Origin of the sequence: Novosphingobium resinovorum, assembly GCF_036352595.1 — a bacterium.
In the GTDB taxonomy this organism is placed as follows: Bacteria; Pseudomonadota; Alphaproteobacteria; order Sphingomonadales; family Sphingomonadaceae; genus Novosphingobium; species Novosphingobium resinovorum_B.
In genome coordinates, this window is sequence record NZ_JAZFAX010000061.1 from 1 (window position 1) to 14533 (window position 14533).

14 protein-coding genes are annotated in these 14533 nt (G+C 63.9%); 8 read left to right on the forward strand and 6 right to left on the reverse strand.

The genetic code is table 11. The annotated features are described in order from the left end of the window. The 4 genes from V2S85_RS25645 to V2S85_RS25660 all read left to right on the forward strand — a co-directional run. The coding region (locus V2S85_RS25645) for an amidohydrolase family protein (protein WP_330705625.1) at positions 1–406 on the forward strand (406 nt) is incomplete at its 5' end. A gap of 276 nt (positions 407–682) precedes the next feature. Beyond that, the gene (locus V2S85_RS25650) at positions 683–2869 is read left to right on the forward strand and encodes a TonB-dependent receptor (RefSeq protein ID WP_330705626.1); all 2187 of its coding nucleotides are present in this window, start codon (positions 683–685) and stop codon (positions 2867–2869) included. Between the two features lie 32 nt (positions 2870–2901). Continuing rightward, positions 2902–3795 carry a hypothetical protein gene (locus V2S85_RS25655; RefSeq protein WP_330705627.1) on the forward strand — a complete coding sequence of 298 codons (894 nt, stop codon included), beginning with the start codon at positions 2902–2904 and terminating at the stop codon, positions 3793–3795. A gap of 52 nt (positions 3796–3847) precedes the next feature. Continuing rightward, complete coding sequence (locus tag V2S85_RS25660; protein ID WP_330705628.1) at positions 3848–4993, forward strand: hypothetical protein; 1146 nt, start codon at positions 3848–3850, stop codon at positions 4991–4993. 105 nt (positions 4994–5098) lie between these two features. Here the strand turns inward: V2S85_RS25660 and V2S85_RS25665 are convergent, their stop codons facing one another. Further along, positions 5099–5548, reverse strand: coding sequence for a hypothetical protein (locus V2S85_RS25665; protein ID WP_330705629.1), 450 nt, complete (start codon positions 5546–5548; stop codon positions 5099–5101). 151 nt (positions 5549–5699) lie between these two features. On the opposite strand from V2S85_RS25665, the gene V2S85_RS25670 reads away from it, so the two are divergent. Beyond that, entirely contained in the window at positions 5700–6026 is a 327-nt protein-coding gene (locus V2S85_RS25670; RefSeq protein ID WP_419198237.1) for an integration host factor subunit alpha, read from the forward strand. Positions 6027–6155: 129 nt separating this feature from the next. On the opposite strand, the gene V2S85_RS25675 is transcribed toward V2S85_RS25670, so the two are convergent. From V2S85_RS25675 to V2S85_RS25690, 4 genes are all read right to left on the reverse strand, one after another. Beyond that, positions 6156–7037, reverse strand: coding sequence for a hypothetical protein (locus V2S85_RS25675; protein ID WP_330705630.1), 882 nt, complete (start codon positions 7035–7037; stop codon positions 6156–6158). Between the two features lie 96 nt (positions 7038–7133). After that, positions 7134–9443, reverse strand: a complete 2310-nt coding sequence (locus V2S85_RS25680) for a TonB-dependent receptor (RefSeq protein ID WP_330705631.1) — start codon at positions 9441–9443, stop codon at positions 7134–7136. Between the two features lie 114 nt (positions 9444–9557). Further along, complete coding sequence (locus tag V2S85_RS25685; protein WP_330705632.1) at positions 9558–10103, reverse strand: cupin domain-containing protein; 546 nt, start codon at positions 10101–10103, stop codon at positions 9558–9560. After that, positions 10100–11044: a fumarylacetoacetate hydrolase family protein gene (locus V2S85_RS25690; protein ID WP_330705633.1), complete on the reverse strand. Its 945-nt coding sequence runs from the start codon at positions 11042–11044 to the stop codon at positions 10100–10102. The genes V2S85_RS25685 and V2S85_RS25690 overlap by 4 nt, the downstream gene beginning before the upstream one ends. A 210-nt stretch (positions 11045–11254) precedes the next feature. Between V2S85_RS25690 and V2S85_RS25695 the strand changes: the two genes are divergently transcribed. Genes V2S85_RS25695 through V2S85_RS25705 form a run of 3 tightly spaced genes read left to right on the forward strand, consistent with a single transcriptional unit; the run spans position 11255 to position 13112 of the window. Then, positions 11255–12418: an alpha/beta hydrolase gene (locus V2S85_RS25695; RefSeq protein WP_330705634.1), complete on the forward strand. Its 1164-nt coding sequence runs from the start codon at positions 11255–11257 to the stop codon at positions 12416–12418. Continuing rightward, positions 12418–12825, forward strand: coding sequence for a VOC family protein (locus tag V2S85_RS25700; RefSeq protein ID WP_330705635.1), 408 nt, complete (start codon positions 12418–12420; stop codon positions 12823–12825). Before V2S85_RS25695 ends, V2S85_RS25700 begins: the two co-directional genes overlap by 1 nt. After that, positions 12822–13112: an antibiotic biosynthesis monooxygenase family protein gene (locus V2S85_RS25705; protein ID WP_330705636.1), complete on the forward strand. Its 291-nt coding sequence runs from the start codon at positions 12822–12824 to the stop codon at positions 13110–13112. The genes V2S85_RS25700 and V2S85_RS25705 overlap by 4 nt, the downstream gene beginning before the upstream one ends. Before the next feature lie 60 nt (positions 13113–13172). Here V2S85_RS25705 and V2S85_RS25710 read toward each other — a convergent pair whose 3' ends face one another. Then, entirely contained in the window at positions 13173–14243 is a 1071-nt protein-coding gene (locus V2S85_RS25710) for a VOC family protein (protein ID WP_330705637.1), read from the reverse strand. Positions 14244–14533 lie beyond the last annotated feature (290 nt).

Consider the following 14533-nt stretch of genomic DNA (forward strand, 5'->3'; position numbering starts at 1 on the left):
CTTCGGCGGGGTGCTCGACCGGCATCAGGGGCTGAAGGTGGTGGCGGCGCACGGCGGCGGCTACCTGCCCGCGCACATGGGCCGCGCCGACCACGCCTGGGCGCAGCGGGCGGACGCCTGCACCTGCAAGCACCGGCCCAGCAGCTATCTGAAGCGGCTCCATTTCGACAGCCTGGTGTTCGAGGCGCAGGATCTGGCGCTGCTGATCGAGCGGGTGGGCATCGCCAACGTCGTCATCGGCACCGACTATCCGTTCGACATGGGGCATTACGACATCCATGGCCTTGTCGCCGCGCTGCCCTGCATTGATGATGGTGACCGGGCCGCGCTGCTGGGCGGCAACCTCTTGCGATTGATGGGTTTGGAAAAGCAAAGGTTTTGGCCCGGGGCGCGGGGTGCGGTGTGAACGGCCTGGATTGCCGAAGATCTATTGGCAGAGCCCCGATAGGACTGCGCACTACCGAGCCTCTTATTTATAAAGGCAGACTTACACTGCCATTGTGCTGTTCGCTGCCTCAAACGGCAGGCTGTTATTCGGTTTGCGATATAGCAGCCCCGCCCCCGGTCGCTAAAAAGGCAGAAATCAGAAAGTTGAAAAAGCGCACCGCCTGAACGGACGCCGCCCTGCTGCGCGCCCGTCATGGCGGCTCATGACGCGCAACGTCATCCAGGGAGAGACTGCATGGTTGTCGCAAGCCGGTCCGGTTTTCATCGTCACATCCGGTGGCTGGGATGTGCGGCATCGCCGCTCGCGCTGTTCCTGCTGGGCAGCGGGGGAGCCTGCGCTCAAGATGTTGCCGATCAGAGTTCCGCAACCGCAGATACAGGGGGCGTCCAGGAAATTGTCGTCACCGCCGAGCGTCGCGCGAATACAGCGCAGAGAACGGCGCTGGCGATCACGGCGCTGCCCGGCGACCAGCTCGAAAGGCAATCCATCACAACCGTCAATGACGCGCTGCGATCCACCATCGGAGCCGTGGTTCAGAGTACGGCCAATGGCGGCGGCGTCTATATCCGCGGCATCGGCTCGGCGCAGGATCCCAACATCGGCGGCCCGTCGGTCAATCTGAACGTCGATGGCATATACCAGCAACAGCCCGACGCACCGCTGGGCGCAATTTACGACATCCAGCGCATCGAGGTGCTGCGCGGCCCCCAGGGCACGCTCTACGGACGTAATGCAAATGCCGGTTCGGTGAATATCATCTCGAACGATCCGGACCTTGATGGGCCTTCTGGCCGCATTCGGCTGTCGTATGGAAATTACGACGCGATCCAGGCCGAAGCAGCCGCCAATCTGCCCTTGAGCGACACATTCGCGGTGCGAGTCGCAGCCTATTCCAACCTGCGGGACGGCTACCTCCATCCCAGCGGCTACAACGATGCCAATGAGAAGGCCATTCGCGGCAAATTTCTGTTCAGGCCCAACGATGACGTGCGCATCCTCGTGGGCCTCGAATATGTCGACATCGACAGGAATGGGGACAGCGCAGTTCAGCCATCTGAGGCGCTTGCCCAGAATGATGACTATTATGCCGCGCAGGCTACCGGCATGTTCCGCGTCAAGCAGAAGCGCGCCTATATGCAAGGAGATTTCACGGTCGGACCGGGCGTGCTGACAGTGGTCCCTGCCGTTCAGCGTTACACGAAGTATGATGACCGTATCGTCATCGCAGCGAACCCAGTCGCCTCGGTCAATCTCGTCAACGAGACCCAGCTCTCACTTGAAACGCGTTATGCGTCCTTGCCGTCCGCGCCGATCAAATGGGTCGTCGGTGCTTTCTATTTGAACGCGGACACTGACAATCCGTTGGCGCTGACCAGCCTTACCGGCCGGACGGTGGCCTACGGTTCGGTGGCGGGATCGGGGGTGGAGACCCTAGCCGGCTTTGGGCAGGTCACCATTCCCCTGTTCGATCGATTCCGCGTAACGCTTGGAGGCCGCTACACCCATGACAGAAAATCACTGACCAGCAGGCCGGCCCCTTATGGCATCGACATCGAGGGCAAGGCCTCTTTCGATTCTGTGACGTACAAGGCCGGCTTCGAATATGACGTCACGCCACGCTCGCTTTTGTATGGAAACATCACCACCGGCTTCAAGGCGGGTGGGCTCGACGAACGATTCGATGCCTATAAGCCCGAGAAGATTCGCTCCCTCGCCCTGGGGGTGAAGAACCGCTTCTTCAATGACCGGTTGCAGGTGAACATCGAGGGCTTCGACTATGACTACACCGATTATCAGGCGACCTATTCAGCCCGCTGCCAGAACGCGGCAGCCTGTTCGCCCATCCTGTCGTTCGCCAATGCCATTTCGAACGCCGGCAAGGCCCGTGTCTATGGCTTCGAAGGCGAAGTCGTTACGCGCCCATGGCACGGTGGGACACTCAGCGCTGGCGTGGGCTACACGCATAGTGAATTGTCGGCTCTGACAATCAACGAGGGAACCGCGCAGGACCTGACCGGCACCGCGACTCAGGGCTGTTCGACCACGTTGACCTGCACGGTGCTGGCCACCACCACGCTGACCGATCGCAGCCTTGCCAATGCGCCCAAATGGACCGTGCAACTGGCGGCGGAACAGAACTTCGAGATTGGCTCGCTGGGAACGCTGACTCTGGCCGCCGACACGAAATATTCCAGCATCTACATCACCTCATACAGCTATCCGCTGATCTCCGGTCAATCCGCCTTCTGGCGCAGCAATGCGCGGATCGATTTCTCGCCGGCCGGAAGCGATATCACGATCTCGGGCTTCGTGAAGAATATCGAGGACAATGCGATCCTGACGGGTGTGGTGTCGCGGGCCGGCGCGCGCATGCTGATGCCGCCCCGCACCTACGGGGTACAGGTATCGGCCTCGTTCTGAGCCCGATTAGATGGACGATCGGAGAGTGGGTGATGGCGATCGGCGAACAGGTACCGCGAACGATAGTTGGACGCCGCCGCCTCCATCCCGGCTTTGTCCGCACAGGCCGGAAATTTTCATTGCTCTGGCTGGGCGCTCTGGTGGGTAGTGCGACGGCTTCTGCCGCGCCGCGCGGCGGAGAGCCGAACGATTATCTGTTCCTGGTGTTCAGCCATCCCACGGCCGGAATGGAGAAGGCATATCAGCGATGGTACAATGAAATCCATCTGCCGGACGTCGTCTCCGTTACCGGCTTCGTGAGCGCGCAGCGTTTCGAGCTGGCGGATATTCAATTGCGCATCCCCGATTGTTCCGTGCCCCGCTATCTTGCGCTCTATCGCGTAAGGACAAACGACCTTCGCAGCGTTCGGGAAGCCATGGCAAGACGCGCCCGTTGCGGCAATCTGCGTACCAGTGCGGCGCTGGGTGCGGACGTCCGGATGTACACGTTCAAACTGACCGGCCGCGCCCGAGCGGGGACGCGGAAAACCCCCCGGCCGGGGCAGCGCGACTATATTCAGATCGTACTGGGCGACGCCGTTCGGGGTCAGGATGCGGCTTTTAACGGATGGTACGATCAGGTTCACCAGCCACAGCTTCTGCAGGTCCCCGGATTCATCGAGGGCCAGCGCGGTGTCGCTAACCACATGACCCTTGCACCGCAATATGGGACGTCGCGATATCTCGCGCTGTTTCGGCTTCGCACTGCTGATCTGCGGGAGATGTTCGAGGGAACGAAGAGGTTGGATGTTCCTCCCGCTTCCTTCGATCGAAGCCGGACATTCGGCTACACGTTCCGCGCGATCGGACCCGAGCTTTCGGCCGCTGCCGTGCGGCAGCACCAGGCGCACCGAACGGCGGGTGGCCGCTGCGATCAGCGCCGGTGATCCGCGCATCGGCGGGTACGAACGATGCTGACATTCTTCAAGGGAGAAACATATGATCGCTTCACACACTGGCATCGCTCGACTCGCGCGCCGACACTATGGCTATCTTGGCGCCGCGATCCTCGTGGGATCGGCGATTCTCGCAGGATCCGCCGTTGCGGCGCCCGCAGCGCCGCCTTCCGCAAACACGCCGTCCGCCTGTGATCGCGCCTGCCTGAAGGCGATCACCAACACTTTCCTTGATGCTCTGGTGCACAAGCGCGAAAGCGAAGTTCCGCTCAGCCAGGTCTATCAGGCCACCGAAAACGGCGTTGCCTCTAGCCCCTCCTCGATGACGATCTGGCGTACGGTCGATGCGGTCAGGAGCCGCTTCCTGATCGTCGACCCTGTCTCGTCGCAGGTCTATGCCATCACTACGGTGGATGAGGGCGGTAAGGAAAACGTCCTGTTCGGCCGTCTCAAGGTCGTCAATCGCCAGCTCAGCGAAATCGAGCTCTACACCAATCGTACGCGGGGCCAGGACGGCGTTACCTACACTCAGGGTGGCAGTCCGACCCCGCTTCCGGTTGAATGGACTCAGACGGTCGCGAAGAACCGCCTACCCCAAAGGGAAGAGCTGTTCACTGTGGGCCGTAGCAAATTCGACAGTGCCTTCTCGCCGCCGCCGGGATCGCCCGACTGCGTGCTCATGGAACAGGGCAAGTTCGTCGCCGAGCATCCCAAGGTCTGGGCCGCGATCGGCCCGGCAGTTGTTCCCGGCAAGCCGGCGCCGCAGAAGGCTGGAAAGGCATATGTGCGCAATCCCGATGGCACAGTGCCGATTCCCTGCGGCGGGGGAAGCCCCAAGCGGCCGCAGGATCCCAACGCACGCGTGGATATCATCGACGAAGAGCAGGGTATCGTCGTCACACGCGGCACCATCCAGGCGCACGTGTTGCCCTATCACGTGACGACTCCCACCGAATCCGTGGAAGTCCCCGATTCTCTCACGGATGACGCTCCGGCTCTCGAAAGCCTCAAGGATGCTGGAGAAAAGGCGCGCCCGTCACTCCGGCCGACACCCGTCACCAGCTTCAGCTCGGCGGTGTATCGCATCTATGATGGCAAGATTCAGGGTATGATGCTGATGTTCTATCTGGTGCCGTCGGGGTCCCAGAACCCCTTCATGACGCCCAACGCTCCCGCCAACCCGAGATAGGGGCGCTTGCCCTGCGTCAAGGACCGCGTCAGCGGAAGCCGGGTCGGCCCCAAGGGACAGGTTCATGTCCCTTGGGGCGGCCGAGAAGCGATCTCGGCGCGCGTCTCAAGCGCTACCCTTTCGATGGTCATGCGACGGCGTATCGACGCCGCCATTTCGATGACGGCGTCCACGTCCAGGCCATGGGCGAGGCGTTGATGCGCTGATGCCCTTTTTCGTGCGAATTTGCGCAGCTTGGGCAAGTTGGGTGAGGAAAATATCCTGCGCTTCTAGCCATCCCTCGATCCAGCGGTTTTCAGAAATGAAGGCTGGAAAGCTGTCATGAAGGGTCTCAAGAAGCGCCCGGTTCTCATCTATCCGCCTGTAAACACCGCCTTCACAATATGTTATGACGTGGCGGAGTTTGTCACGGCGCCAATAGCGAAGCGGTATGAGTAAGCGCCTCATGATTTCTCCTATTCCGACACCGACCTGCCAACAGATGCCGGTGTCATTCCTCGCATCCGGCACGAAGTTAAAATGTTGAAAGACCGCCGGCAGGTCTTCGTTGTGCACGGTTGGTTCAATCCGGGATTGTGGCAGAGGGGCGAGATTGGAGGCGAGATCGCAGGCCTCGTCCGCCCAGGGGCTCCAGCCTGGCTATCAAGTGCTTCATTATGCGGGAATGCTCTGGTCTTATATGTTGACTGGAAAAAGGGATTCGCAGGTGATCAGACGCACCGTCACGCTTACCAGGGCCGATATTGCACGGGCCATCCAGCGCGAGTTGGGGCTGTCGCACACTAAGGGACTGGTCATGGTTGAGGGAATAGTCGAGCGGCTCGCTGGCGCGCTTGAACGGGGCGAATACGTCAAGATCGTCAATTTTGGAACGTTCCATCTCAATGACAAGGCGGCGCGCGTCGGACGAAATTCGAGAACTGGCGTGGAGCATGAGGTCTCAGCGCGGCGCGTGGTCAGTTTTCATCCCAGCGTCACGTTAAGGGAACGGGTGGCGGCATCGCCCATCGTTTCCTGGGGTAGCGAAGACTGAACCGTGCAGCGCTCGTGTCAGCAGCACGACCTCACCTGAAACAGGAGAGGACGGCGAAGCTACGACAGGGGAAGCCGTGCCGGTCCCTGAAAGTGTCAGGCGGTGAGCGACGATCGCTGCCCGGGCTCCTCATCGGCCTGAGCAGACTTGCGCTTGAGCACACCGGCCGGAAATGGGGGCGCGTACCGGCGGTACACCGCCCCATCCGCGCCCCTTTCGCACCGCATCCCCCAATAGCCTCGGTCCGATCGGGCGATAGGTGAAACCCCACAGGTCCCGCATGTCCGGCCCTCGCGTCATATGCGGAGCGGCCGTGCGGAAGCTTGCGATCGTCGGAGCCAGCGCGGGCGCTGCGATGGCGAACAGCGCCACCCTCTGGCGTGGCGCGGGATTAGTCGTCATCTGCACAGGGGCGGCGATTCCCAACTGGTAACCGGTGAAGCCGGGCAGTGCGATCATGTCCGGCGCGTGGTGACGGGCATACCAGCGCTCAAGCGCATCTGCTTCGCCCGGTCTGGGGTTGGCCATGACGATGTGCAACCAGGCGTTCGCGCCGCCCGGCAGCGCCCAATGGCGCTGCTGGGTGGCGCGGTAGGTCACATTCATCCCCCCGGTGCGGGCAATCGCGTCGCTCATGCGGGTACGCCCGTCTGCGGCGCGGCGGTTGACCTCGACATAGACTCCGGCCAGGTCGCGCGTGACGATCTCATAGACCACGAGATAGCGCGGGCTGTCTGGCGCGTCGACCGATATGCCTGGTCGCAGTTGCTCCTCATTGCGGACGTAGCGCTGGGCACTCACGAACCCGGGGATCGAGACGACATCGGGCGCGTGTTGCGTGTCGTACCAGCGGTTGAAGTCCTCCTCGCGGCCCGGTGCGGGATTGGTAAAGACGAGAGCGTAGTAGCGTTGCAACGGCGCCGGCCGTGCCTTGGCCATCGTCGACGGGAGTAGGCTTGCCGCTATCAGTGCGAGCAGCAACGGGCGCCGCGCCAGGTTCGAAGGTTTCATGGGAAACTCCATGCCAGCCAGCCAGCGCGCAACCTTCCTTGAGAGCGGGTCCTTGAGAGCGGGTGCCGGCCGCAGGTTCTCACTCACGGTTTCGAATCAGAAGCTCGCCGAAACCCGCACGCCGTAAGTGCGCGGCGGTTGCAGCGTCACCATGCGCGCGTCGGCGGGGTTGGTGGAGGGGCGGTAGAACGTGCCCGGACCCACGTTGCCGCTGCCCGTGCCGGTGCCGATGATCGCCTCGTTCGTGATGTTGTTGACGAAGGCGGAGACGCTGTAGCGATCCCCCGGCGCGTTCCACGTCAGCGAGGCGTTGAACGTGGCGAAGGCGTCGCGGATGTCGCCGGGGCGCAAATTCTCGGCTGCGACCGGGCGCAGGTTGGCCTTCGATTCGAAGTGCATGTCGCCCGCCAGCACGAACTCGCTTGCCCCCACCGGTATGACCTGCTGCGCCTTCACCGTGCCCGACCAGCGCGGCAGGTTGATGCGCGGGAAGTCGGTCAACCCGCCGAGCGTGCCGGTGGAGGAGACGGCGGTGGGATAGATGTCGTACTTGCCGCGCGCGTAGAGTACGTCGAAGGTCAGCGTCGTGTTGTTCAGCGGCTGGGCGACGATGTTCGCTTCCGCGCCTTTCAGGTCGCCGTCGACGTTGACCGGATAGGCCGACTGGCCCGCCGGGTGCAGCGTCTGCAGCACGTTGACCTGCTGGTTCTTGTACTTCCAGTAGAACGCCTCGACGTTGAACTGCAGGCGGTTGTCGAGGAAGCGGTTCTTCGATCCGATCTGGAACGCGGTCAGCTTCTCGGGCTTGTATGTGTTGGGCGGCAGGGCCGGGGCGAAGCCGCCCGCCTTGAAGCCGGTCGAGACGTTGGCGTAGAGAAGCGATCGTTCGGCCGCGTCGAACTCCAGGCCCGCCTTCCAGCTGACGTTGGTGAAGTGCAGCCGTCCCTCGTTGGGCACCTGGCAGTAGCCGTTGGGGTAATAGTGCCCGTAGGCCGTCGTCGCGCCGGATACGACCACGCCGGGCGAAGGGCACGTGGCAGTGGTGAAGGCGCCCGTCAGCAGGCTGAACCCGTCCTGCTTCTTGGTTTCCGAGGTATAGCGCACGCCGCCGGTCAGCCGCAGCCGGTCGAGCACCGAATAGGTCGCCTGCGCGAAGACGCCGACGCTCTCGTCGGTCAGGTTGGGGCTGGTGATGATCTGGAAGCCGTTGGGCTCGAAGGTCTGCTGGTTGGAATTGATGTGTTCGTAGAAGTAGATGCCGCCGACCAGCCACTTGAACGGGCCGTTGCCGTCCGAGGCGAGGCGCGCCTCGACCGAGTTCTGGTAGGTGCGGTTGCGCAGCGTGTAGGTGAGGCCGCCCGAATACGTGCGGGTGTCGGCGGCCGTGGTGACGTTGGCGGGCACCACGGTCAGCGTGCCGATGCCGGTATGCCAGGTCAGCTCGCCCGCAAGGATGCGCTGGGTCAGGTGGACGAAGCCGTCGTCGCCGACCACCGACTGCGACTTGAAGGCGTCGTTGAAGGTCTGCCCGGCGCTGTCGCCCCAGGTCGGGCACAGCGCGGGGGTGCCGCAGCCAGCGGGCGCGAAGGAGTACCACGGGTTGCCCGGCACCGCCCATTCCTGTCCGGCGGTCTGGTAGCGCAGCACCGTTCCAGGACCGTGCGAGCGGTCGCGATAGTAGTCGAGCCAGACGAGCGCGGAGAAGTCGCTGCCCGGCTCGAACAGCACACTGAGGCGGCCCGCCTTGTTGTCGGCATCGTCGTAGCCGTTGCTGAGGTAGCCGTCGTGGAAGTTGGTCTGCCCGGCGGCGCGCACCGCGACCGTGTCGCCCAGCGGCACGTTGATCATCGCGTTGCTGCGGAAGGCGTCGTAGTTGCCGACTTCGACCCCGGCCTTGCCCGAGAGGGTGAAGGTGGGCTTGTTGGGAATGAGGTTCACCGCGCCGACCGTCGCGTTGCGGCCGTAGAGCGTGCCCTGCGGACCTTTAAGCACTTCGACGCGGGCGAGGTCGTACATCGCCGAGGCGGCCGAGAACGTGCGGCTGAGCGGCACCCCGCCGACGTTGAGGCCGACGACCGGGTCCGCATATTGCGTCGATCCGCCGCCGCCGAGGCCGCGCAGCGAGATGTTGGCGTTGATGTTAGAGCGCGTGATGTCGAGCCCGGGCACGGAATCGAGCAGGGCCGAGGCGTTGGAGACGCCGCCGCGTTCCAGATCGTCGGCACTGATGACCGAGATCGCGACGGCGCTGCGCTGCACGCTCGCCTCGCGCCGCTCGGCGGTGACGACGATGTCCTGGATACCCTGGACGGTGTTGTCTTCGGCCTGCGCTGATTGTGCGAGCGCCAGCGGCGCGATGCCAAGGCTCGCGATGCAGGTCGAGCACGCGAGAATCGTACGGATCATCTTCCCCTCCGGTTTTATCTATACCGGCGAGAATAGGCCCTTGGTAAACCGCTGATACGAGGCTGTTCGCATATCAGGCATACGCTTGCCCCAGCCCCGCACCAGCGGCTGCGATCAGGCGTGTCCGGCGCGTGCGTAGGAAGGATCGACCTGTTCCGGCTTGGCTTCGTCGAGCGGGACGCCGTTGTGCAGGTAGGCAGGCGCCTCGATCAGGATGAAGGCGATGCGGCAGACCTGATCGGTGGTGTTGCGCCACAAGTGGTTGGTGCCGCGCTGGACGATGATCCCGCCTTCGTGGACCGTGCGCTTCTGCCCGTCTTCCAGTTCCAGCTCGATCTCGCCCTTCAGCACGATGCCGTAGTCGATCGAGTTGGTGCGGTGCATCGGGCTCTGCGCATGGGGTAGCATGTCCACGATGCGGATCACCGAGCCCCCGTTCAGCGTCACGCCGGTCGGGCGGTCGCGCCCGTCGGTCTCGTCGTTGTTGTCGGCGGGGACGGTCTCGGTGCTCCAGATGGTCAGCATCGCCGCATCGCCCGAAGGCACCGTGCGCGGAGCGCTCACGTCTTCGGAGCGGAACACCGCGCGGCCGTTGTCGTCGTGGCCGGTGACCACGCGCTGTACGCCGGGCAGGCCGGAATCGGAAAGAATTGCGCTCATGCCCTCACCACCTTCTGTTCGATGACGCCGAACGGCGCACTGCCGTCGGCCAGGGTACCCTGCATGCGGACGGTGTCGCCGAAGCGCATGAAATCGGTGCGCGGCTCGCCGAAGTCGACCAGTTCGATGCCGCGCCGCTCGGCGATGCAGGAAGAGCCGATCTCGCGGTAGTTGGGGTTGGAAACTGTGCCCGACCCGATAACCGTGCCCGCTACCAGATCGCGCGTGGCGCAGGCGTGGGCGACTAGTTCGTGGAAGCCGTGGTCCATTGGCGCGCCGTTGGCGGCGCCGAAGCGGCGGCCGTTCCAGTCCACCAGAAGGTCGGCGCAGACCCGCCCGTCACGCCATTGCTCGCCCAGTTCGTCCGGGGTGACGGCGAAGGGGGCCACCGAGCAGGGCGGCTTGGCCTGGACCCAGCCGAAGCCGGTCTTCATCTCCGGCCCGGCCAGCTTGCGCAGCGACCAGTCGTTGATCTGGACGATCAGGCGGATATGCCCGAGGCAATCCTGCGCCGAAGTGCCCATCGGCACGGCATCGACAATCACGCCGAACTCGCCCTCGAAATCGATGCCGAACTCCTCGGTAGGAAAGCGCACGTCCTCTGCCGGGCCGTAGAACTTGTCGGACGTGCCCTGATACATCAGCGGCTTACCGGTCTTGACCGGAACCACGCCGAGGGCCTTGTCCATCAGTTCGCCGTGACAGGCGAAGGCCGAGCCGTCGAGCCACTGCCACGCGCGGGGCAGCGGCGCGCGCAAGGTCGCGGGATCGAGCGTCTCGGGATAGTCCGTGATCGCGGCGAGGGCAGGGGCCAGCGTGCCCCAGTTCTCCATCGCGTGCTGGAGGGTGGCGGCGGGCGCAGCGGCGCAGGACGCGCCATCGGGTGAAACGACGACGAGGCGCCCATCCGGCCTGCCGTTATCCAGTGTGGCCAGTCGCATCTTCCAGCAATCTCCCGGGCGCCGATCAGGGTGGCGGCGTGTTCATCGTTGTCGGCTACCGGACGGGGGGACGGGCGACAACGGCACAGGATCGATACCAAGCCATCGATAACATGCGTTGGTCTGTATTCCTGTCCGGAGCCTAGGGCAGAGCATGATGCGCAGCGCTCCGCTGCTGTCGCAAAGGCCCGTTCAAGCGCAGGAAAGCTCATGTTCGAACCGTTTCCCGGAAACTACGTCTGGAACCTCGCCACCAACCTCGCGCTCGTATGCGGGGGCAATCATGGCGAGATCGACGAGGCCAACCGGCCGATCATGGAAGCCAGCAAGGCGGGCGCCGACGCCGGTTCCGCGCAGATGTTCGACAGCTGGATCCGCGTCGCCGACCAGGTCGCCGCCAATGCCGCCGCCGACGAGGCCGAAGGCTTCCTGCTTTCGGCAGGCACCAAGTACCTGCGCGCCTCGGGCTATTACCTTGCCGCAGAGCGCATGCAGAGCCGCGACTACGCGCCGCGCTGGGTTGCCTACGACAAAGGCATGGAGCTGTTCCACAAGGGCGCTGCGCTGCGCGGCATCCATGTCGAGAAGGTCGAGATTCCCTACGAGGGCGGCAGCTATACCGCGATCTTCCACCACGACGGCTCGGGCACGCCGCGCCCGACGCTGGTGTCGGTGAACGGGCTCGATTCCATGAAGGAGCAGGTGTTCATGGCGGGCCACGGCCAGTCGAACCTCGAGCGGGGCATGAACACGCTGTTCCTCGACCAGCCCGGCACCGGCGAAGCGATCCGCAAGCGCGGCCTGCCCGCCGTGTTCGACGGCGAGCGCTGGGGCACGCCGGCGCTGGAATACCTGCTGACCCGTGACGATGTGGACCATGACCGGATCGGCATCTTCGGCCTCTCGTTCGGCGGCTATCACGCGCCGCGCATCGCCGCGAACGAGCCGCGTTATGCGCTCTGCGCGGTGATGGGCGCCAATCACGTCTGGGGCAAGCGCCAGCGCGAGCGTGTGGCGAACGAGGGCGAGAACCCGGTGCCGCACTACTGGGATCATGTGAAGTGGGTGTTCGGCTTCGATGATCGCGATGCGCTGCTCGAATATACCGATCAGGTCGATCTCACCGGGCAGGTCGAAAAGATCCGCGTGCCGTTCCTCATCACTCACGGCGAGAACGATCGCCAGATCCCGGCGTACAACGCCCCGCTCAGCTACGATCAGGCGGTGAACAGCCCCAAGCGCCACATGCGCATGTTCACGAAGGCCGATTTCGAGATCGAGCATTGCGGCGCCGACAACGGCACCGGCATGCGCGATTACATCGCCGACTGGTGCGCACAGACTTTTGCGGAACTGGCCGCAGAGGGGCGCTGATGGCCGCATTTTCCTTCCATCACGGCGGCATGTCCGTGCCAAGCCTGGAGGATGCCATCGACTGGTACGGCCGCGTTCTGGGCTTCGAAGTGGAGAAACGCTTCTACATCGCCCCGGCCAAGGCGCATGCCGCGATGGTGCGCAAGGGGCCGCTGCGTTTCGAACTGTTCGAGGTGGAGGGCGCCGCGCCCCTGCCGGAGGAACGCCGCTTTCCGCCCAGCGACCTCAAGACCCACGGCAACAAGCACGTGGCCTTCCGGGTGGTGGATCTGGAGGAATTCCTCGTCGAGATGGAGGGCAAGGCGGTGGACGTCGCGTTCGTCGTGCGTGAGGCCTTCGGCAAGGGCTGCTTCATCCGCGACTGCGCGGGCAACCTGATCGAGTTCGTCGAGGAGCCCGACGCATGATCCACGAAATCGCTACGATCACCATCGATCCCGCCCGCGGCGCGGGTTTCGAGGCGGCGGTAGCGGCGGCGAGGCCCCATTTCGAGGCAGCGCGGGGCTTCGTCTCGTTCGCGCTGGAACGCTCGATCGAGAGCCCGGAACGCTACCGGCTCGTCGTCGGCTGGGAGAGCGTGGAGGCGCACATGGTCGACTTTCGCGGCTCCGACGGCTTTCAGGCATGGCGCGAACTGGCCTCCCCGTTCTTCGTGGGCGCCGTGGCCGTTGAACACACCGTCAGGGTGATCTGACCGAACGAGGGGAAAAGGGATCGCGGGCGGGAGGCATTGTGCTCCCGCCCGCAAACTGCATCAGATCGCGTGCTCGTCGTCCTGCGTGATTTCGGCGAGCGTGCCGTCCACCGGCTGCTTGCCCGCCTTGGCCTTGCGGAACGGTTCGAAGCTTTTGCGGTCGGCGTCGAAGGTCATGTCCCAGGGAATGTCGTCGCCCCTGAAGATCGGCGGCGCATTGTTCGACCACAGCAGCGAGCCGAAGCGGAAGTCCCACGCACGCGGAATCCAGTTGTCGTCGAGGTAGTCGGTATCGGCGTGATACTCGGCTTCGCCCGCATGGCCGGGCATGTCGCAGTAATAGTAGATCGCGCTGGAGATGCGGTGGCGGGAGATGCCGCCCGAACTGTTCATCGTCTCGTTCTTCCAGCCCTTCTTGTCCATGATGTTGGCGCCGAGCATGACTTCGTCGATGTCGTCCATGCCGAAGGCGATGTGCATGAACTTGAAGTGATCGGGCGCGATCGGCAGGTCGCAGTTCACCCAGAAGATCGAGTGGTGCTCGTAGGTGCAGCCGGCACGTGAGAAGATGCCCACGCCCTTCGAGTGATCGACGTAGCGGAAGCCGAAGTGCCGTTCGTAGAACTCGAAGCTGCCGACGTAGTCGGGCGAGAAGAACACGACATGGTTGATCGTCTTGGGGATCGCCTTGTGGCGCCAGATGCGGTGCTGGTTGAAGCGCGGATGGCTGGCGGGGGTGTTGACCGGGCTCGCCTCGCTGGTGAAGGTCTTCTTCGCCCAGACCCGCAACGCGATCGGCTGGCCGTCCGGGCAGACAGCGTGGACGGTGCCGTCCGCATCGCGCGTCACCGCGACTTCGCCGGCGAGGCTGGCGGCGATCCGCTCAAGTTTCTCCGCCGTATCGACGCCCCAGACGGTTTCCTTGAGGCCGTCGCCGGGGAACGGGTCGGGGGAGGGCAGGCGCGTGTCGCCGTGGCGCAGCAGCACCAGCGTGCTGCCGGACGCGAGGCGAAACACCGTCTCGTCGCCTCCGGCTGATTCCAAGGGCAGGCCGAAGTCGGTCCAGAATCGGGTATGTTCGGCAATGTCCGCGACGCCGAAGACGACGCTTTCAACTCCCAAGATGCTCATCTTTTCATGATCCTGTGGCTGGCAATGTTGCCGTTGTGGGGCCGTTGGCGCCACGGGAAAATCGCAAGTTCTGGGATCGCACCTATCGAGCGCGCCGATGGTGCGGCGGGGTGGCCGGGACAGGAGCCACCCCGCCCGGGTGCCTCACTCGCCCTTGCGGAAAAGCAGGGTGAGGAGGAACCATATGGTCTTCGCATCCAGCAGCCTGAGCGCGGCGCGGGCTTCGGCGGGGGTCACCTTGGCGACCATCGGCATGGCGCCGAAGATCTTGCCGCGGATGACGAGGTTGT

What these genes read in the sequence shown, in the direction of transcription:
- V2S85_RS25650 (WP_330705626.1), top strand. Translation starts at nt 683, where the DNA reads ATGGTTGTCGCAAGCCGGTCCGGTTTTCATCGTCACATCCGGTGGCTG.
- V2S85_RS25655 (WP_330705627.1), top strand. Translation starts at nt 2,902, where the DNA reads ATGGCGATCGGCGAACAGGTACCGCGAACGATAGTTGGACGCCGCCGC.
- V2S85_RS25660 (WP_330705628.1), top strand. Translation starts at nt 3,848, where the DNA reads ATGATCGCTTCACACACTGGCATCGCTCGACTCGCGCGCCGACACTAT.
- V2S85_RS25675 (WP_330705630.1), bottom strand. Translation starts at nt 7,037, where the DNA reads ATGAAACCTTCGAACCTGGCGCGGCGCCCGTTGCTGCTCGCACTGATA.
- V2S85_RS25680 (WP_330705631.1), bottom strand. Translation starts at nt 9,443, where the DNA reads ATGATCCGTACGATTCTCGCGTGCTCGACCTGCATCGCGAGCCTTGGC.
- V2S85_RS25685 (WP_330705632.1), bottom strand. Translation starts at nt 10,103, where the DNA reads ATGAGCGCAATTCTTTCCGATTCCGGCCTGCCCGGCGTACAGCGCGTG.
- V2S85_RS25690 (WP_330705633.1), bottom strand. Translation starts at nt 11,044, where the DNA reads ATGCGACTGGCCACACTGGATAACGGCAGGCCGGATGGGCGCCTCGTC.
- V2S85_RS25695 (WP_330705634.1), top strand. Translation starts at nt 11,255, where the DNA reads ATGTTCGAACCGTTTCCCGGAAACTACGTCTGGAACCTCGCCACCAAC.
- V2S85_RS25700 (WP_330705635.1), top strand. Translation starts at nt 12,418, where the DNA reads ATGGCCGCATTTTCCTTCCATCACGGCGGCATGTCCGTGCCAAGCCTG.
- V2S85_RS25705 (WP_330705636.1), top strand. Translation starts at nt 12,822, where the DNA reads ATGATCCACGAAATCGCTACGATCACCATCGATCCCGCCCGCGGCGCG.
- V2S85_RS25710 (WP_330705637.1), bottom strand. Translation starts at nt 14,243, where the DNA reads ATGAGCATCTTGGGAGTTGAAAGCGTCGTCTTCGGCGTCGCGGACATT.